We start from the raw sequence: 17,426 nt of genomic DNA on the forward strand, positions 1-17,426 counted from the left end.
ACAACCCACAGGCCTCCCCTTTCCGTCCTCTGTGACACGTGAGGCCCCCGGGACCGACGGGGCGCCCGCGCTCGGGGGTTTGAGGAGAGGACCATTGATCCGTGCCCGGCGAATATGTGTGACCGCCGTGGCGGTGCTGGCGGCCCTGGCGGGGTCGCCCGGACTGGCACAGGCCCAACAACCAAGACACGCAGGGCCGTTGACCGCCGCGCCCGCCGACAGCGAGCTTCCGCCGGGCTGGCGGTTCAGCGGCGAGGGCACCGCACGTGAACTGGTCTGGCGTGCGCCTGAGCGCGTGCCCATGGGGGACGCGCGCGTCGAGTTCCACGCCGGGGGCCGGTTGCTCGGTCTGCCGAAGGCCGGGAAGGACGGCCGGACGTTCCGGCTGGACCTCGACGAGGCCCGCGACACTCAACTGACGGATCTTCAAGTGCTCGCCGCGGGCCGCCGGTTGGACGCGAAGGCCCATGAGGCCGACAAGCCCCGTGACCGGGCCGCCGCCAAACCGCCGGCTCCGCTGCCGCCGGGCGCCGTAGACCCCGGGAAGCCCGGCTCGTACCGCACGGTCAGCGGCGCGTACGACCTGGACCCGGTGCGACTGCCCGGGTTCAAGGCCCCGGTCGAGATGCGCGCCGAGGTGGTGGCTCCGAAGGGGGCCAACGGCAGCCGCCCGCTCGCGCTCTTCCTGCACGGCCGCCACCCCACCTGTTACAAGCCGGGCACCGAGGAGGACGTGAACATCGACTGGCCCTGCCCGGCCGGATTCAAGGAGATCCCCAGCCACAAGGGCTATCTGCGCGACCAGAAGCTCCTGGCCTCCCAGGGCTATGTGACGGTGTCGATCTCGGCCAACGGCATCAACGGCCAGGACTCGGAGGCCGAGGACGCCGGTGCACAGGCCCGTTCGTCGCTGGTGCGGCAGCACCTGGCCCGCTGGGCCGACTGGGCCGCCCGCCCGGCCACGGCACCGGCCGTCGTACGCGACGCGCCGAAGGCCGATCTGTCCCGCGTCCTGCTGGTCGGTCACTCGCGCGGCGGCGAAGGCGTGAACCGGGCCGCCATGGACAGCCTCTACCCGCCGCCCGCCGCCCAGGACGGCTACCGGGGCCCGGTGCGCTGGAAGGTGCGCGGGACCGTGCTCATCGGACCGACGATCTTCGGCCAGAATCCGGTCGCGGACGTGCCGTCGGTGACGATCCTGCCCGGCTGCGACGGCGACGTCTCCGACCTCCAGGGCGAGGTGTACGTCGACGGGACGCGCGGCGTGAGCCGCGGCACCTCGCTGCACAGCGCCGTGTACATGATCGGCGCCAACCACAACTACTTCAACAGCGAGTGGACCCCGGGCCAGGCCGAGGCGCCCGCCTGGGACGACTTCTGGGACGACGAGGAGCAGCGGGACCCGGTGTGCTCGCCGGGCACCGCCACCCGGCTGACCGCCGACCAGCAGCACCAGGCCGGCGCCACCTACATCGCCGCGGCGGCCCGGCTGTTCGTCGCCGGCGACGACCGGGTGCGCCCGCTGCTCGACGGCTCGGGCAAGCGGGCCCCCTCGGCGGATCCCGCCCGTGTCCTGACGCATGCCGTGGGCGGCAAGCGGGGCGCCGGGTTCCTGCCCGACGGGAAGGTCACGGTGACCGGCGGCCGGCTGTGCTCGGCGGTGGACCCCGATCCGGCCTTCTCCTGTCTGGGCTCCGTCACCTCGGGGGCGTCCCCGCACTTCGCGACGTGGGACACGGAACGCGAGACGGGTCGCCGTGCGGTGGAACTGAACTGGTCCGAGCCGGGAGCGGTGACCCGGGTGCGGCCCGCGGCGCCACTCTCGCTCGCCGGCGCCGACAGCCTGGCGCTGCGGGTGTTCGTACCGCCGAACACCACCAGGACCGAACTCGACGTTGCTCTCAGCGACTCCTCGGGCCGCCGCGCCTCCCTCGGCCGGGTCCGGGTCGACGGGCTGCCGGGCAGCGACCGTACGGCCTCGTACTGGGCGCGTGAGGTGCGCGTGCCGCTCACGGCCGCCGTCCGGGCCGGTCTCGACCTCAAGCACGTCAAGTCCCTCGAGATGACGCCGCGTTCGCGGTCGGGGCAGGCCTGGCTGATGGACGCCTGGGGCTGGCGCCCGGGTACGCCCGCGGTCAAGGAGGCGGCGCTGCCGCGCGTCGACATCGGCCGCACGACGGTGCGGGAGGGCGACTCCGGCGTCCGTACGTACCGGGTTCCGGTCCAGGTGACCGGGAAGGGCAGCGGCCAGGTCCGCGTGTACGTCATCGACCCGGACACCGGCGAGGCGAAGGACCGGCTCGTCACGGTGCGGCCCGGCGGGCACGACATCGACGTGCCGGTGGAGGTGACGGGCAACACGCGCTTCTCGTACGAGACGCAGCACTACATCGTCGTGAAGGCGGTGCGGAACGCGGTCGTCGGCTCGCACCGCGGTGGGGTCATGGTGGAGAACGACGATCTCATGCCCACGGTCAGCGTGGCGCCGGTCGCGGACCGGGTCACCGAGGGGCAGCCGCTGACCTGGCGGGTGTCGCTGTCCCAGGCCGCCGACGTGGAACTGTCGTACGGCTTCGTGGTCACCCCGGTCGCCGGGGGCACGGAGCTGTCCACGAAGGACGTCGATCCGGAGTGGCTCCTGGAGAACTCCGGCGCCTCACCGGATCCTGAGCGCCCGCTGTCCGAATTGGAGGGCTTCTCCGTGTGGGCGTCCGTGCCTCCCGGGGAGACCGGCGGGAACGTGACCGTGCCCACGGTGAAGGACGCGGTGGCCGAGCCTGCCGAGTCCGTGCGCTTCCAGTTCCTCGACGACTGGGGGCAGCCGCAGGAGGGCGGGCCGGTGCTGACCGGCACCGTGCTGGACGCGTCGTAGCCCGGGAATGACGCGAGAGGGGCGGGCCTGCGTGGCCCGCCCCTCTTGTCATGCCGCGAGTTGTCATGCCGCGAGCGTCAGCCGTATGCCGACGGTCCCGGCCGGCCCGCGGCGCAGTCGGCTGCCGAGAAGGGTGATGCGGCCGGCGATGCCGTACTTGCGGGCGACGAGCTCGCGGTAGCGGGCCGTGGTCTGCGGGTCGCACAGTTCGGCGGTGGCCGGTACCTGGTCGCCGGTCGGGTTGCCGCGCGCGTCGCAGGGTCCGACGAGGACGTCGCCGCGCGCCCGGATCCGCTTCACCTTCCAGGAGTCGGCGGCCGTCCACGCACCGAGCGCGTCGCCGTCGCGCACCACCCACACCGGGGTGGCGACCGGGGTGCCATTCCTGCGGTAGCTGGTGATCAGGAGGTACTTGCCCGCACCGAGCCGGTCCAGCGACGTGTCGTCCATGGCGGGCAGTCTAGGGCCCTAAGCACCGGCGAACCGTCGGCGTCCCGCTGGTCGTCGTCAGTCGAGCGCCGCCGCCATCCGCCGTACCGCCTCCTCGACGATCTCCGGCGACGTCGCGAAGTTCAGGCGTACGTGCCCGGCCCCACCGGTGCCGAAGGGGAGCCCGGAGTTGAGTGCCACCCGGCCGCGGTGCAGGAAGGCGTCCGCCGGATCGTCGCCGAGGCCGAGCGCGCGGCAGTCGAGCCAGGCGAGGTACGTGGCCGCGCCTGGGCGATAGGTGATCCCGGGCAGGTGCTCGGCGAGCAGCTCCGTGAGCAGACGCCGGTTGGCGTCGAGCCCGGTCAGCAGAGCGTCCAGCCAGGCGGTGCCGTCGCGCAGGGCGGCGGTGTGGGCGATGACGCCGACGTGGCTCGGTCCGTGGCCGACCTCCTCGGGCAGCCGGGCGAGGTCGGCGGCGGCCGCGGGCCCCGCGACAGCCAGCGCGGCCTTCAGGCCCGCCAGGTTCCACGCCTTCGACGCCGACATCAGCGACAGACCGCTCTCGCCGCCCGGCACGCTCAGATACGGCACGAAGTCCGCGCCGACGACGAGCGGGGCGTGGATCTCGTCGGCGACGACGCGCACGCCGTAACGGTCGGCGAGTGCGGCGACGGCGGTCAGTTCAGCGGCGGTGTGCACGGTGCCGGTCGGGTTGTGCGGGCTGCACAGCAGGTAGGCGGCCCGCCGTCCGTCCGCGACCGCCCCGGCGAAGGTCTCCTCCAGGACGGCGAGGTCGATGCGGCCGTGCGCCCCGAGCGGGGCCTCGACCACCCGCCGGTCCATGTTCCCCACGAACTGGAAGAACGGCGGATACACGGGCGGGTTCACGACCACCGGGTCTCCGGGTCCGGTGACCAGCTTGAGCATCTCGACGACGCCCAGCATCACGTCCGGCACGATCGCGGTGCGCTCCACCGCGAGCCCGTCCCAGCCCCACCGCTTGTCGGCGAACGCGGCGAGCGCCTCGGCGTACGCGGTGCCGGCCGGGTAGCCGGTGTCCCCGAGCGCGAGAGCGTCGGTGACCGCGCGGACCACGGGTTCGGCGAGCGGTACGTCCATCTCGGCCACCCACAGCGGCAGGACGTCCCCGGGGTAGGTGCGCCATTTCATGCTCGTACGGCGTCGGAGGCGGTCGAGGTCGAGTGCGCGCAGGGGATTCGGTTCACCGGACGTGTCGTGCGGGATCCTGGTCATGGGGCACAAGATAAGGGGCTGTGGTGTGACCTGGGAACGTGAGGACGCGGCGGTACGGGGGACGCGGCCGGTGCCGGCCGACGGGTCGCTGGAGGTCGCCTGCGACGAGTCGGGGTCGGACGGCGAGAATCTGACCGGCGGGAACACCGACGTGTTCGCGCACGCGAGTGTGCGGCTGCCCGTGGAGTCGGCCGCCGCGTCCGTGCAGGAGACACGGGACCGGATCCGCTCGCCCGCCGAGGAGTACAAGGCCAACCATCTGCTGCGGGAGAAGCACCGGGCCGTTCTTGAGTGGCTGCTCGCGCCCGCGGGGCCGATTCACGGTCAGGCGCACGTGCATCTGACCGAGAAGGCGTTCTTCGTCGTGGACCGGGCCGTCGATCTGCTGCTCGGCGGCGGTCCGCCGGAGGCCGTCACGCTGTTCCGAGCGGGACGGCGGGAGCTCGGGGACGAGCGGTGGCGGGATTTCCTGGCATCCGCCAACCAGCTGCTGCGGGTGCGCAACGACGGTGCGCCGCAGGCGCCCGCCGACGCCTTCTTCCACATGGTCGACGCGCTGTGTCAGGGGCGGCCTGATACGGCCGTGTCGGGGATCCTCGAACGGCTCGCGGCGGCCCGGCCCCGTGCGGACGCCTATCGGGTGCGGGTGGCGGACGGGCCCACGCTGATTCCGGTCCTCAATCCCCTGCTGCCCGCGATCGTCGCGACGGCCGCGTACTGGAGCGCGGGCGGGCACACGGTCCGGCTGGTCCACGACCGGCAGAACATGCTGACGCCGGACCGCATCGCCTGGATCGAGGAGACGGCCCGGCGGGCCGGTGCCCGCCTGGGCGGGTTGCGGCTGGTGGAAGCACGGCGGGATCCGCGGGTGCAGCTCGCCGACTTCCTCGCCGGGATCGCCCGGAAGATCGCCTCGGACGAGCTGAACGGCCGCGGCGACCCGGCGCTCACCGCCCTGCTGCGCCCCTACGTCGACCCGGCGTCCGTATGGGGCGACGAACGCAGCTGGCTCCGGCTCGGCCCGCCGCCCCGCACGACACCGGCCGGCCCGGCCGTACACGCCGCCGGTTGACGCCGGTCCGCCGTCTCACGAGGCAGATCACGCGAGCCGTGAACGCGCCGGTCCTCGGCCCCGTATGGAAGGAGGGCACTCAAGTACCGGAGTGCCCCACGGTGTTGACCGTATGTTCGGGTTCGGGAGCCATGCATGAGGCACGCACGACGACGGGTCGTCCGGCGAGTGACACGGCTGGCGGCCGTCGGCGGACTCCTCCTCGGAGGGACGATGGTCACGCGCGCCGTGGCGAGCGAACCTCCGGACCCCTCCGCCGTCCCGCGCACGTACGCCCAGCAGGACGAGGACATGGGGGCGGGGCTCGTCTCGCGGCTCGGCACCTCCCGTACGGCGGGCACCTGGATCGGTGACGACGGCCGGCCGGTCGTCGCGGTCACCGACGAGGACGCGGCCGCCGAGGTCCGGCGGGCGGGCGCCGAGGCGAAGATGGTGTCGCACAGCATGAACGAGCTCAAGTCGGCGACCACGACGCTGCGTTCGGCACCGCGGGTCACCGGCACCGCATGGGCCATGGACTACCGGACCAATCAGGTGGTGGTACGGGGCGACAGCACCGTCTCCGCCACCGACTGGTCCCGGATGACCCAGACGGCGGACCGCATCGGCAGCTTCGTCCGCATGGAGCGCACCGAGGGCACCTTCACGACCCGGCTCAACGGCGCGCAGCCGATCCTGTCGACCGCCGGGCGCTGTTCGGCGGGCTTCAACGTGACCGACGGCCAGCGGGACTTCATCCTCACGGCCGGACACTGCGGGCCCAACGGATCCGTCTGGTTCGCCGACAACGGCGGCAACCGGCAGGTGGGCGAGACGACCACGCAGAGCTTCCCCGGCGACGACTACTCCCTGGTGCGGTACGACGGCGGCCGGGCGGGCGACGGTGCCGCTGTCGTGGCCATCGGTGACGGCAAGGGAGTGCAGATCACGGGCGCTGCCGATCCGGCCGTCGGACAGCGCATCTTCCGCAGCGGCAGTACGAGCGGTCTGCGCGACGGCCAGGTGACGGCGCTCAACGCCACGGTGAACTATCCCGAGGGCACCGTCACCGGTCTGATCGAGACGGACGTGTGCGCCGAACCCGGGGACAGCGGCGGGCCGATGTTCTCGGAGGGGATCGCGCTCGGGGTGACGTCGGGCGGCAGCGGCGACTGCGCGAACGGCGGCACGACGTTCTTCCAGCCGATCACCAAGGCGCTGGACGAACTCGACGTCCAGCTGCTCGTGGCGGCCCCGCAGGGCAACGCCGGCGGGAACGGTACGCCCTCGCAGGAACCGTCCGCCTCGCCCACGAAGGGTGCGATCGCGCCCGGCGACGCCTCGCCCGGTTCGTCGGCCCCGGTGGCGGGGGCGGCGCCGCTGCTGAACCGGCTGACGGACCCGAGGAACATCGGCCCCGGGCTGCTGGTCGTCGCGGGCAGCCTGGTCGCGTTGGTGGCCACGCGGTACATCCGCGCGGAGCAGGACCGCAAGGCCTACCGGCGCTACTACTCGGCCACATGGAGCTGAGCTCCCAGCAGGAAGCAGCCGCTTCATCCCACGCTCAGCAGAACGGTGGCCACGGCCGCGCCCAGCAGGCCCGTCGTCTGCCATCGGGTGACCTTCTCGTGCAGCAGGGCGAGGCCGAGGACCACGGGGAGCGCCGGGTAGAGGGAGGCGAGCACCACGGCGACAGCGAGCAGCTGCCGCTGGGCGGCGAGCAGATACAGGACGAGACCGAGGGCGGCGCCCGCGCCGACCAGCAGCGCCTGGACGCACTGACCGGACGGCATGCGCAGGTGGCCGGCGTACCGCGCCGCGCTGGGCAGCAGGACGAGGACGGCGGCGACCCGGCCCGCCGCCACCGGCCACAGTCCGCTCGCGGAGTCCGCCTGGGCGAGCGCGATGTACTGCACGGCGACTCCCGCGCTGGCCAGCAGGCCGTCCGGCACTCCCCCGGCGGAGTCCGCGCGGCCGCCGGAGACGAGCCAGAGCGCGGGCACCGTGACGACGATGCCCACCCAGGCGAGTGGCGTCGGCCGGTCCCCGAGCAGCACTCCGCACAGCACGGACAGGGCGACTGCGGTGACGGCGCTGACGGGCACGATCACGCTCATCGCGCCGCGGCTGAGCCCCCGGTTGAGGAAGTGCATGGCGCTACCGCTTCCGGCGCCGGACAGCGCTCCCCACAGCAGATCCACCGGGCGGACGGCATCGGCGGGCAGGAGCAGCGCGGCCGCGGAGGCGAGCAGGAGGCCGCCCAGTTGGCCGAGGAAGGTGACGGCGGCGAAGTGGGCGCGGCGGGACAGGATTCCGCCGGCGAAGTCGACGATGCCGTAGCAGACGGCCGAGGCCAGTGCGAGGAGGGGGCCCATCCGGTCAGGGGTGCCCCGCACAGGCGGGCCGATGCCTGGCGGCGCCCCTCAGAGTGGGGTCAGGCCGCCTGCACCGGCTGCTGGGGGGCCGCTGCGGCCCACTCCAGGACGAGCCGCCGGTACTCCTCGCGCTGCTCGCCCGTCAGTGTCCCGCCCGACCGGAGCCACAGGGCCCGGATCTCCTCGTTGACCTCGTCAGCCGATCTTTCGGTAGCGGGCTCGGCAGTGGTGGACATGCCGTGAAGCATACGTCTCCGGAGGTGAAGGCGATGTGAGTAATCAGGAGCTAAACGGGCATTCCGGACCGTGTTGCTGATCACGTGCATCTCGTCAACTGCCGTGGCGCACTTCACATTTCCACCGCGCCCAGCACCAGCACCTGGATGGCCAGCACGGCGGCACCACGGGCCCAATCGTGAAAGTCGGACACCTTGGTCTCCAGGTCGATCGGGGCGGCCAGCGGGTGCCGCTGGGCGCGGATGGTCTCCTCGACCGCCTTGCCTGCCACGTCCATCAGTCCGACGCCCTCTCCGGCGAGCAGGATCTTCTGCGGCATGGCGAAGTTGGCGATCTGGGCGACCAGGGTGCCCAGGGCCCGCGCGGCCTCGTCGATGACGCGGGCGGGCATGGGTTCCCCGGCGGCGGCGAGGGCGAGGATCTCCTCGTAGGTGTGGTCACGGCCGGTGGCGGCCCGCACCTGGTAGCGGATGTTGGGGATGGTCAGCAGCGAGACCGCGCTGCCGCGCTCGCCGTCGGGAGTGAGCGGGCCGTTGGGGTTCACGATCCAGTGGCGGCCGAACCCGCGGTCCTCCTCGGCGTACGGCACCCGCTTGCCGCCGAGGACGAGGCCGTAGCCGATGCCGGCGCCGATGGTGAGGACGACGAAGCGGTCGAGGCCCCGGCCGGCACCGAACCAGGTCTCGGCCTCGACCAGGGCGGCGACGTCGTTCTCCACGACCACCGGCAGCCCGGTGCGCTCCTCGACGAGGGCGGCGAGCGGCACCTCCCGCCACCGCAGGAACGGTGACTCCCCGACCACGGCACGGTCCTGCACCAGGCCGCCGACTCCGATGCCGACGCCGGCGATCCGGGGGTGGGTCCGCGCGAGTTCCCCGGTCATCTCGGCCACCAGATCGGCGACCTCGGCCGGATCGTGGGTGGTGAGGGAGCGGTCGCAGCGGGCGACGATGTCACTGCGAAGGGTGGTGACGACGCCGTAGACCATGTCCTCGGTGATCTTGAAGCCGAGGAAGGAGCGGGACTCGGCGACGACGTCGAGCGGCTGCGAGGGGCGCCCCTGGCGCGCCTCGGCCGGGGTGCCCGCCTCGGGGACCTCGATCAGCAGGCCCGACTCGATCAGCGGCTTGGTCAGCCGGGTGAGGCTGCCCGGCGACAGGTCCAGGCGCCGGGCGAGCTCGGTGCGCGACAGCGGGCCGTGGACGAGCACCTCGATCGCCACCGAGCGTTCGCCGGGGCTCAGCGGAAGCCAGCTGGCGGCACCTGTGGTCATGTAGGTCAGACTCCCACAAAGATTTCTTTCGCTGTAAAAGCAACATGGCCAGTCTAAAGCGCCTCGATGTCCTGAGAAAGATGTTTGCACGCCCCTTGACGCCAGGATTCTTCCGCCACAAAAGTAAGTGGGGAGGACGAGCCGCCGCAGACGAGGGAGTCTCCCGATGACCATCGCCTCCAGCAGCCCTCCATCGCGTCTGCCCTTGGGCAGCGCCGAGGGCGCACGGACCAAGCCGAGGACGTACCGGGCGGGGGCCGGTGATAACCGGGGGGACGGGCGCCTGGCCGCGGTGTTCATCGCCCCGGCCCTGCTGGGCTTCCTGGTCTTCCTGCTCTGGCCGACACTGCGGGGCATCTATCTGAGCTTCACCCGCTTCAACCTACTGACCCCGGCGGAATGGGTCGGCCTCGACAACTACGTCCGCATGGTCAACGACCCGATCTTCTGGAACTCGTTGTGGGTCACCGTCGAGTACGTCGTCATCAACATCGGCATACAGACGGTGGCGGCACTCGCCATCGCCGTGCTGCTCCAGCGGCTGACCCAGTCGGCCCTGCTGCGGGGCATCGTGCTCACCCCGTATCTGATGTCGAACGTCGTCGCCGGCCTGGTGTGGCTGTGGATCCTGGACACCCAGCTCGGCATCGGCAACGAGATCATCAGCGCCATCGGGTTCGACCGCATCCCGTTCCTCGCCGACGAGACATGGGCGATTCCCACCATCGCTCTGATCAACGTCTGGCGGCATGTCGGCTACACCGCCCTTCTGCTCTTCGCAGGCCTGCAGGCGATACCGAACGACATGTACGAGGCGGCCAAGGTGGACGGCGCGAGTGAGTGGCGGATGTTCTGGCGGATCACCATGCCACTGCTGCGTCCGGTGCTCGCGGTCGTGCTGATCATGACGATGATCGGTTCGTTCCAGGTGTTCGACACCGTGGCGGTGACCACCGCGGGCGGTCCCGCGAACGCGACCAACGTGCTCCAGTTCTACATCTACGGCTCCGCCTTCGGCCGCTTCCAGTTCGGCTACGCCTCGGCGATGTCCGTCGCCCTGCTGATCGTGCTCAGCGCGATCACCGTCCTGCAGTACCGGCTCACCCGGGCCGGCCAGACCGATCTCGGCTGACGGAAGGGAGACACCGACATGGCTACCGTGACCGCCACGACGGCAACGCCGCCGACCATACATCCAGCCAGGCGCAGGCTTTCCCTCGGACGGGCCGCCGCCTGGGCCGTGATGGGCCTGATCATCCTCATCACCCTGCTGCCGTTCTACTGGATCCTGCGCACCGCGCTCTCCACCAACGCAGGCCTGAGCTCCGACCCCAACAGCCTCCTCCCCGTCGACCTCACCGGCGGCGGCTTCGAACGCGCCCTCGGACTGCAGTCGGCGAAGGAGGCCATCGCGCAGGGCGGCGCGGGTGGTGGGCTCGACTTCTGGCGCTATCTGCTGAACTCGATGATCGTCTCGACCCTGATCGCCGGCTGCCAGATCTTCTTCTCCGCGATGGCCGCGTACGCCTTCGCACGCCTGCGCTGGCGTGGCCGGGACAAGGTGTTCGGCCTGTTCCTGGCCGGGCTGATGGTGCCGACCATCTTCACGCTCCTGCCGAACTTCGTGCTCATCAAGCAACTCCACCTGGTGGACACGCTGCTCGGCATCGCACTCCCCACCCTCTTCATGACCCCGTTCGCGGTGTTCTTCCTGCGGCAGTTCTTCATGAACATCCCCCGGGAGGTCGAGGAGGCGGCCCTGCTCGACGGCGCCGGGAAGGTCAAGATCTTCTTCCGGGTGATCCTGCCGATGGCGTCCACGCCGATCATCACGCTGTCCGTGCTGACGTACATCACCGCTTGGAACGACTACTTCTGGCCACTGATGGTCTCCTACAGCGACTCCTCGCGCGTGCTGACCGTGGCGCTGGCGGTCTTCCGGGCGCAGAACCCGCAGACCGGCACCGACTGGTCCGGCCTGATGGCGGCGACCCTCATCGCGGCGCTCCCGATGCTGGTGCTCTTCGCCTGCTTCGCCCGCCGCATCGTCAGCTCCGTCAGCTTCACCGGGATCAAGTAAGGAGACATCGATGCGAATTCGTACGCTCATGGCGATGACCGGAGCGCTGGCGCTGTCCCTGACGACCGGCTGCGCGCAGGGCGGCTCCGCGGGGTCGTCCGCGAACACGGTGACGTACTGGCTGTGGGACACCAACCAGCTGCCCGCCTACCAGGCCTGCGCGAAGGGGTTCGAGAAGGAGAACCCCGGACTGAAAGTCAAGATCACCCAGTTGGGCTGGAACGACTACTGGACCAAGCTCACCGCCGGCTTCATCTCGGGCACCCAGCCGGACGTGTTCACCGACCACATACAGAAGTTCGGCCAGTTCGCCGACCTGAAGGTGCTGGAGCCGCTCGACGACCTGGACATCAAGGCGTCCGACTACCAGCCGGGGCTCGCCGCCAACTGGATCGGCCAGGACGGCCACCGCTACGGCACCCCCAAGGACTGGGACACCGTCGCGCTCTTCTACAACGAGAAGATGGCGAAGGCCGCCGGTCTCACCGCCGGGCAGCTGAGCAGCCTCTCCTGGAACCCGAAGGACGGCGGCACCTTCGAGAAGGCCATCGCCCACCTCACCGTCGACAAGAACGGCAAGCGGGGCGACGAACCGGGCTTCGACAAGAACAACGTCAAGGTGTACGGGCTGGGCACCCAGGGCGGCGGCTTCGCCGACGGCCAGACCCAGTGGAGCCCCTTCACCGGATCGGCGGGGTGGAGCTACACGGACAAGGCGCGCTGGGGCACGAAGTACCAGTACGGCAGCAAGACCTTCCAGTCCGTCATCAAGTGGTACTTCGGCCTGGCGACGAAGGGCTACATGGCACCCTTCTCCGACTACAACCAGCAGTCCAACCAGGGCAACACGCAGATCGCCGCCGGGAAGGCCGCCGCCGTCTTCGACGGGGCCTGGATGATCTCCACCTACAACGGGATCAAGGGCAAGGACATCAAGACCGCTCTCACCCCCGTCGGCCCCACCGGCAAGCGCGCCACCATGATGAACGGCCTCGCCGACTCCATCAGCAAAGCCTCCAAGAACAAGGCGGGCGCCCGGAAGTGGGTGGAATACCTCGCGTCCGACAAGTGCCAGACCGTCGTCGGCAGGTACGCGGTCGTCTTCCCCGCCACCCCGGCCGGCACCGAGGCAGCCATCGCCGCCTACAAGAAGAAGGGCCTCGACGTGTCCGCCTTCACCGAACCCGTGGCCGACAAAAAGGACTTCCGGACCTTCTCCTACCCGATCACCAACTACGCGGCGGACGTGCAGGCGCTCATGCAGCCGGCCATGGAGGACATCTACGGCAACGGCAGGCCCGTGAGCAGCCTCGACCAGACCAACGACCAGATCAATCTGATCCTCGACCAGTGAAGGGCACGCCTTACATGACGTTCTCCATCGGCATCGTCGGCGCCGGACAGTTCTCGGGACAGTTCGCCAAGCTGTTCCTGGCCCATCCCGGCGTCAGCGACGTCTACGTCACCGACCTGCTCCCCGAACGGGCCGAGCAACTCGCCGCCGCCGAAGGCCTCACGGGCACCTTCCCGACGTACCAGGCCATGCTGGAGTCGAAGGCGGTCGACGCGGTCGCGATCTTCACCCAGCGCTGGACACACGGACCGCTGGTCGTCCAGGGTCTGAACGCCGGCAAGCACGTGTACTCCGCGGTCCCCATGGCGATCACCGCGGAGGAGATCGCGGCGATCATCGACGCGGTCAAGGCCACCGGGCTGACGTACATGATGGGTGAGACCAGCCAGTACAACCCGGCGACCGTGCACGCCCGCAACCAGATCGCCGAAGGCGCCTTCGGACGGATCTTCTACGCCGAGGGCGACTACGTCCACGACATGGACCTGGGGTTCTACGAGGCGTACCAGTACAGCGGCGGCGAGAACTGGAAGGCGACCGCCAGCTATCCCCCGCTGCTCTACCCCACGCACTCGATCGGCGGGGTGCTGGGCGCCTGGCAGACGCACGCGGTGAGCGTGTCGGCGCTCGGTGTCGTGGACGATCGCGGAGACGGGGTCTTCGACAAGGGGGTCAGCCAGTTCGGCAACGACGTCTCCAACGCCACCGCGCTGTTCGAGGTGGCGGGCGGCGGCTCCTTCCGCACGAACGAGTTCCGGCGGGTGGGCTATCCCTCGCACATCCGGGAGTCCCGTTTCCGGTTCTTCGGGACGGAAGGGAGCATGGAGCAGCTCGCCACGGTGGCCCTGTGGCAGGACAAGAACGGGGTGAAGGACATCAGCGAGCTGCTTGAGCCCAAGCCCACCATGTCCCCCGATGATCCTTCCCTCCAGCACATCGCACCGGACCTTCGGGCGGCCTTCACCTCCGGGTCGGCGCCGGTGCACGATCGCTCGCGCCTGCCACGGGAGTTCGACAACCTGCACAACGGCCACGAGGGCAGCCACCACTTCCTGGTGGACGACTTCGTGACCGCCGTCAGCACGCGCTCGCTGCCGTCGGTGAACGCGTGGGTGGCCGCTCGGTACACCCTGCCGGGCATCGTCGCGCACGAGTCCGCGCGGCAGGGCGGGGTCAGGCTGGAGATCCCGGACTTCGGAGACGCGCCCGAGGCGTGAGTCCCAATTCAGCGGCCGAGCCGGGTGCCTGTGCGCTGCGTCAGGTGCCCGGCTTGCGGCCGTACACGAAGACGTCGTCGCCCTTCTTCAGGAGCGACCAGTACTTTTTGGCGGTGGTCGTGGTCATGTTGACGCAGCCGTGCGAGCCCGGCGGGTTCCACATGCTGACGCCGACCGAGTGGAAGGCCTGGCCGCCGTCGAAGAACTGGCTGTACGGCATCGGCACGTCGTAGATGGACGAGACGTGGTCGATGTGCCGCCAGTAGATCTTCTTCAGGCCGGTGCGGGTCTCGTAGCCGTTGCGGCCGGTACGCACCGGTACCGGGCCGTAGACGAGCTTGTTGCCGTCCTGGATCCAGCTCAGCTGGAGGGTCAGGTTCACGCAGGCGATGCGGCCCTTGTTCACCGGGCACTTGCCGGCCTTGTTGGGGTTGGTCCCCACGGCCTTCTGCTTGTTCATCAGGTCCATCACACCCCAGGTGACGGGACCCGCGTAGCCGGCGTTCGGCGTGATGCCGTGCTTGTTCTGGAACGCCTGGATGGCCTTGCAGTCCGCGGCGGACTGCTTGCCGTCGACCGGCCGGCCGAGGAATTTCTCCACCTGCTTCTGGTACGGCCCGGTCTGCGTGGTGCAGCTCGCGGCCTGCGCCGGCACGGCGCCCAGCGCGAGTGTGAGCGGCGCCACCAGTCCGGTGATCCCCAGTACGACGGCTCCCCGTCTGCGTATGTCCCCCATGACCTGTCCTGTCCCCTTCACGCGGTCTGCGATCTCTAGCCAGCTAGACCGCTGCCCAAAGGATTCGGTTGTAGCACCGCTCACCCTGCGACGAAACGGTGACATTCGACACCGCGCAGCCGCCCGGCCGGGAGGCGTCGGCCGTAGGCGATCAGGAGGAGCTCCTGCGCCCGGCCGTACAGGGGTGTGCCGGTGCCGAAGGTCCAGTCGAGGTCCTCGGCGCACAGCTGGACGCCATCCAGATCGGTGCCGAAGAAGCGGAACGCCCTGGGATCGACCGCGTCCAGCACGATCCGCAGCCGGTCCTCCGGGACGCGCCGGTCGACGCCGAGAGCGACGGTGACGTCCAGACCGTGGACGATGTCGTGCCCCAGGGCCGCGGCGACGCCGCCGACCGGCGGGCGCCACGGGTGGTGCGCGTGCTGTCGGAGGAAGGCAGCGAGCTGCTCGTCGGCGTGGCGGGCCGTGTCCCGGCGGGCGATCCGGTCGGTCGTGCGGTCGAGGCTGCCGCGGGCCTTGGCCAGTTCCCACAGCACCCGGCCGGTCCGGTACCGGAACCCCATCGACATATGGGCCACGACCTCCCGTACCCGCCAGCCCACGCACAGGCTCGGCGCCTGCCACTGGTCCGGGCTCAACTCGCTGAAGAGATCGGCGAGTTCGGTGCGTTCGGCGGCGATGGCGGTGGTGATGTCGTTCGCTGCGCGTCCCATGTCCCAAGGATCTTGGCGGCCGGCCCATAAGTCCAAGAGCTGGTTCGTCTCGTCACTAGCATTGTCCGTTATGGAGTTGAGGCAGCTGCAGTACTTCGTCGCCGTCGTGGAGGAGGCGAGCTTCACCCGGGCCGCCGCGCGGCTGCATCTGGCGCAGCCGGGGGTGAGCGCGCAGATCCGGCAGCTCGAACGGGAACTGGGGCAGCCCCTGCTGGACCGTTCGGGCCGGTCGGTGCGGCCGACGGAGGTGGGTGAGGCGGTGCTGCCGTACGCGCGGGCCGCGCTGGCGGCCGTCGACGGGGTGCGGCAGACCGCGGCTGAGTTCACGGGACTGTTGCGCGGACGGGTGGGGTTCGGGCTGATCCCGGGTGCCCTCGGGCACCAGGTGGACGTGCCGGGGGTGCTGGCCGACTTCCACGACGACCATCCGCAAGTCGAGATCACCCTCACCGAGGACACCTCGGACCGGATGCTGGCGGCACTGCGGCGCGGAGAACTCGACATCGCCGTGGTCGGACTCGCGGACGAGGAGCCACCGCCGGGCGTGGGAGTGCGGGTGTTCATCGACGAGCCGCTGGTCGTGGCCGCCGCCGAGGGGCATCCGCTGTTCGCGGCGCACGGCGGTGGCGCGCCAGTGCCGCTGACCGCGCTCGCAGAGTATCCGCTGATCAGCCTGCCGCGCGGGACCGATGTGCGGGCGGTGGTGGACCGGCTGTGCGGGCAGGCTGGGTTCCAGCCGCGCATCGCCTTCGAGGCGGCGGCTCCCGACGCGCTGGCCCGACTCGCGGCGCGGGGACTCGGTGTCGCGGTGGTACCGCGGCCGGAGACCGGCTTCGGGCTGCCGACGCTGCCCATCGATGATCCGCGGGCGCGCGGGCGGGTGGCGCTGGCATGGCGCACCGATGGTCCGGCCGGCCCGGCGGCCAGGTCACTGCTGGCTCGGCTGCGCGACTCACTACCGCAGTAGCTCCACCGCGGGGGTGAGGTCGGTCGCAGGTGGTGGGCGAGGGTGGCTCGGCAGGCGGCGGAAACGGGTGGCAGCGGCAGGCAGGCGGTCGCGGCGATGGGTCCGCCCAACCCTCTCCGCGCAGGACTTCCCAGCCGACGGCTCGGGGGGCAGCGGCGTGTTCCAGAAGGAACGCGTCGACGCGCCGGTGGTCGGCACGTCCGGGGCAGCGTTCCCGGCGCCGACGCCGACGCCGCGGGCGGCGTTCGACAGACAAACGGCGTACGCGCGGGGCGCGCGGGTGCAGGGCGCCTCGCGCAGGCCTCGGGGCAACTCAGGCGGTCCCAGGCCGGCTGAGCGCGCGGCGGATCCCGTGTCGACCGCGGTGACGCCGCCCGTCGACGGTGAGCGTGGTTCGGGTGATCCAGGACGCGTCGCGGGCGGCCAGGAAGGCGACGGTCGCTGCGATGTCCTCCGGATCGCCGACCCGCCGAGGGGGTACGGCTCGCGCATCGCGGCCAGGTCGTCGTCCCGGCCCTCCCAGGCCGCGTCGTCCGCGCCGTGCCCGGCGCCACGAGGTCGACGCGGACACCCTGAGCGGCGGCGTGGCCGGCGAGGGTGCGCGTCAGGGTGACGTCCAGGTCGCCCGCCCCCGCCTCGTGGGGCTCGTCCTCGAAGGGGGGGCGTCGGGGCTGCATCGGCAGGCGTTGTCGACCAGGACGTCGAGCCTGCCGAGAGCGGTGACGTCCGTGCGCGACGGCCGCCTCCACGGACGTGCGGTCCGCCACGTCGCAGGCGGGTGCCTCGGCGGCCGGCCCCTGTTCGCGCGGCCCGGACCCGGCACCCGTGCGCCTTCCTCGGCGGACCGGCGTGCGATGGCCGCGCCGAT

General features: G+C 70.9%; 15 protein-coding genes and 1 pseudogene. 8 read left to right on the forward strand and 8 right to left on the reverse strand.

Features of this window, described 5'->3' with window-relative positions; translation table 11 throughout:
• Positions 1-94: 94 nt before the first annotated feature.
• A complete protein-coding gene (locus Q4V64_RS02900) occupies positions 95-2,872 on the forward strand; it encodes a hypothetical protein (protein WP_124437003.1) in 2,778 nt (925 codons plus the stop codon).
• A 63-nt stretch (positions 2,873-2,935) separates the two neighbouring features.
• Here the strand turns inward: Q4V64_RS02900 and Q4V64_RS02905 are convergent, their stop codons facing one another.
• Both Q4V64_RS02905 and Q4V64_RS02910 read right to left on the reverse strand, forming a co-directional pair.
• Entirely contained in the window at positions 2,936-3,322 is a 387-nt protein-coding gene (locus Q4V64_RS02905) for a PPOX class F420-dependent oxidoreductase (protein WP_124437004.1), read from the reverse strand.
• A 57-nt stretch (positions 3,323-3,379) separates the two neighbouring features.
• Positions 3,380-4,555, reverse strand: a complete 1,176-nt coding sequence (locus Q4V64_RS02910; RefSeq protein WP_124437005.1) for an aminotransferase class I/II-fold pyridoxal phosphate-dependent enzyme — start codon at positions 4,553-4,555, stop codon at positions 3,380-3,382.
• A 70-nt stretch (positions 4,556-4,625) separates the two neighbouring features.
• On the opposite strand from Q4V64_RS02910, the gene Q4V64_RS02915 reads away from it, so the two are divergent.
• Both Q4V64_RS02915 and Q4V64_RS02920 read left to right on the forward strand, forming a co-directional pair.
• Positions 4,626-5,627, forward strand: a complete 1,002-nt coding sequence (locus tag Q4V64_RS02915; RefSeq protein WP_124437090.1) for a hypothetical protein — start codon at positions 4,626-4,628, stop codon at positions 5,625-5,627.
• A 135-nt stretch (positions 5,628-5,762) separates the two neighbouring features.
• On the forward strand, positions 5,763-7,136 hold the full coding sequence (locus Q4V64_RS02920; protein WP_124437006.1) for a S1 family peptidase: 1,374 nt from the start codon (positions 5,763-5,765) through the stop codon (positions 7,134-7,136).
• A gap of 23 nt (positions 7,137-7,159) precedes the next feature.
• On the opposite strand, the gene Q4V64_RS02925 is transcribed toward Q4V64_RS02920, so the two are convergent.
• The 3 genes from Q4V64_RS02925 to Q4V64_RS02935 form a co-directional block, all read right to left on the reverse strand.
• Positions 7,160-7,981: an EamA family transporter gene (locus Q4V64_RS02925; RefSeq protein ID WP_124437007.1), complete on the reverse strand. Its 822-nt coding sequence runs from the start codon at positions 7,979-7,981 to the stop codon at positions 7,160-7,162.
• 59 nt (positions 7,982-8,040) lie between these two features.
• A complete protein-coding gene (locus Q4V64_RS02930) occupies positions 8,041-8,229 on the reverse strand; it encodes a hypothetical protein (protein WP_124437008.1) in 189 nt (62 codons plus the stop codon).
• A 101-nt stretch (positions 8,230-8,330) separates the two neighbouring features.
• Complete coding sequence (locus Q4V64_RS02935; RefSeq protein WP_124437009.1) at positions 8,331-9,491, reverse strand: ROK family transcriptional regulator; 1,161 nt, start codon at positions 9,489-9,491, stop codon at positions 8,331-8,333.
• Positions 9,492-9,657: 166 nt separating this feature from the next.
• On the opposite strand from Q4V64_RS02935, the gene Q4V64_RS02940 reads away from it, so the two are divergent.
• From Q4V64_RS02940 to Q4V64_RS02955, 4 genes are read left to right on the forward strand one after another with little or no spacing between them, the layout of a single operon-like run.
• Complete coding sequence (locus tag Q4V64_RS02940) at positions 9,658-10,623, forward strand: sugar ABC transporter permease (RefSeq protein WP_124437010.1); 966 nt, start codon at positions 9,658-9,660, stop codon at positions 10,621-10,623.
• A gap of 18 nt (positions 10,624-10,641) precedes the next feature.
• Positions 10,642-11,571, forward strand: coding sequence for a carbohydrate ABC transporter permease (locus Q4V64_RS02945; protein ID WP_124437011.1), 930 nt, complete (start codon positions 10,642-10,644; stop codon positions 11,569-11,571).
• Between the two features lie 10 nt (positions 11,572-11,581).
• The gene (locus tag Q4V64_RS02950) at positions 11,582-12,925 is read left to right on the forward strand and encodes a sugar ABC transporter substrate-binding protein (RefSeq protein WP_172628966.1); all 1,344 of its coding nucleotides are present in this window, start codon (positions 11,582-11,584) and stop codon (positions 12,923-12,925) included.
• Positions 12,926-12,939: 14 nt separating this feature from the next.
• Positions 12,940-14,142: a Gfo/Idh/MocA family oxidoreductase gene (locus Q4V64_RS02955; protein ID WP_124437092.1), complete on the forward strand. Its 1,203-nt coding sequence runs from the start codon at positions 12,940-12,942 to the stop codon at positions 14,140-14,142.
• Between the two features lie 40 nt (positions 14,143-14,182).
• On the opposite strand, the gene Q4V64_RS02960 is transcribed toward Q4V64_RS02955, so the two are convergent.
• Both Q4V64_RS02960 and Q4V64_RS02965 read right to left on the reverse strand, forming a co-directional pair.
• Positions 14,183-14,878, reverse strand: coding sequence for a L,D-transpeptidase (locus Q4V64_RS02960; RefSeq protein ID WP_124437012.1), 696 nt, complete (start codon positions 14,876-14,878; stop codon positions 14,183-14,185).
• Positions 14,879-14,958: 80 nt separating this feature from the next.
• Positions 14,959-15,591: a maleylpyruvate isomerase family mycothiol-dependent enzyme gene (locus tag Q4V64_RS02965; RefSeq protein WP_124437013.1), complete on the reverse strand. Its 633-nt coding sequence runs from the start codon at positions 15,589-15,591 to the stop codon at positions 14,959-14,961.
• A 70-nt stretch (positions 15,592-15,661) separates the two neighbouring features.
• On the opposite strand from Q4V64_RS02965, the gene Q4V64_RS02970 reads away from it, so the two are divergent.
• On the forward strand, positions 15,662-16,558 hold the full coding sequence (locus tag Q4V64_RS02970) for a LysR family transcriptional regulator (RefSeq protein ID WP_124437014.1): 897 nt from the start codon (positions 15,662-15,664) through the stop codon (positions 16,556-16,558).
• A gap of 313 nt (positions 16,559-16,871) precedes the next feature.
• Here the strand turns inward: Q4V64_RS02970 and Q4V64_RS54715 are convergent.
• Positions 16,872-17,426 (reverse strand): annotated as a pseudogene (locus Q4V64_RS54715) (SDR family oxidoreductase).

This window comes from Streptomyces sp. NL15-2K, from assembly GCF_030551255.1.
Taxonomy (GTDB): Bacteria; Actinomycetota; Actinomycetes; order Streptomycetales; family Streptomycetaceae; genus Streptomyces.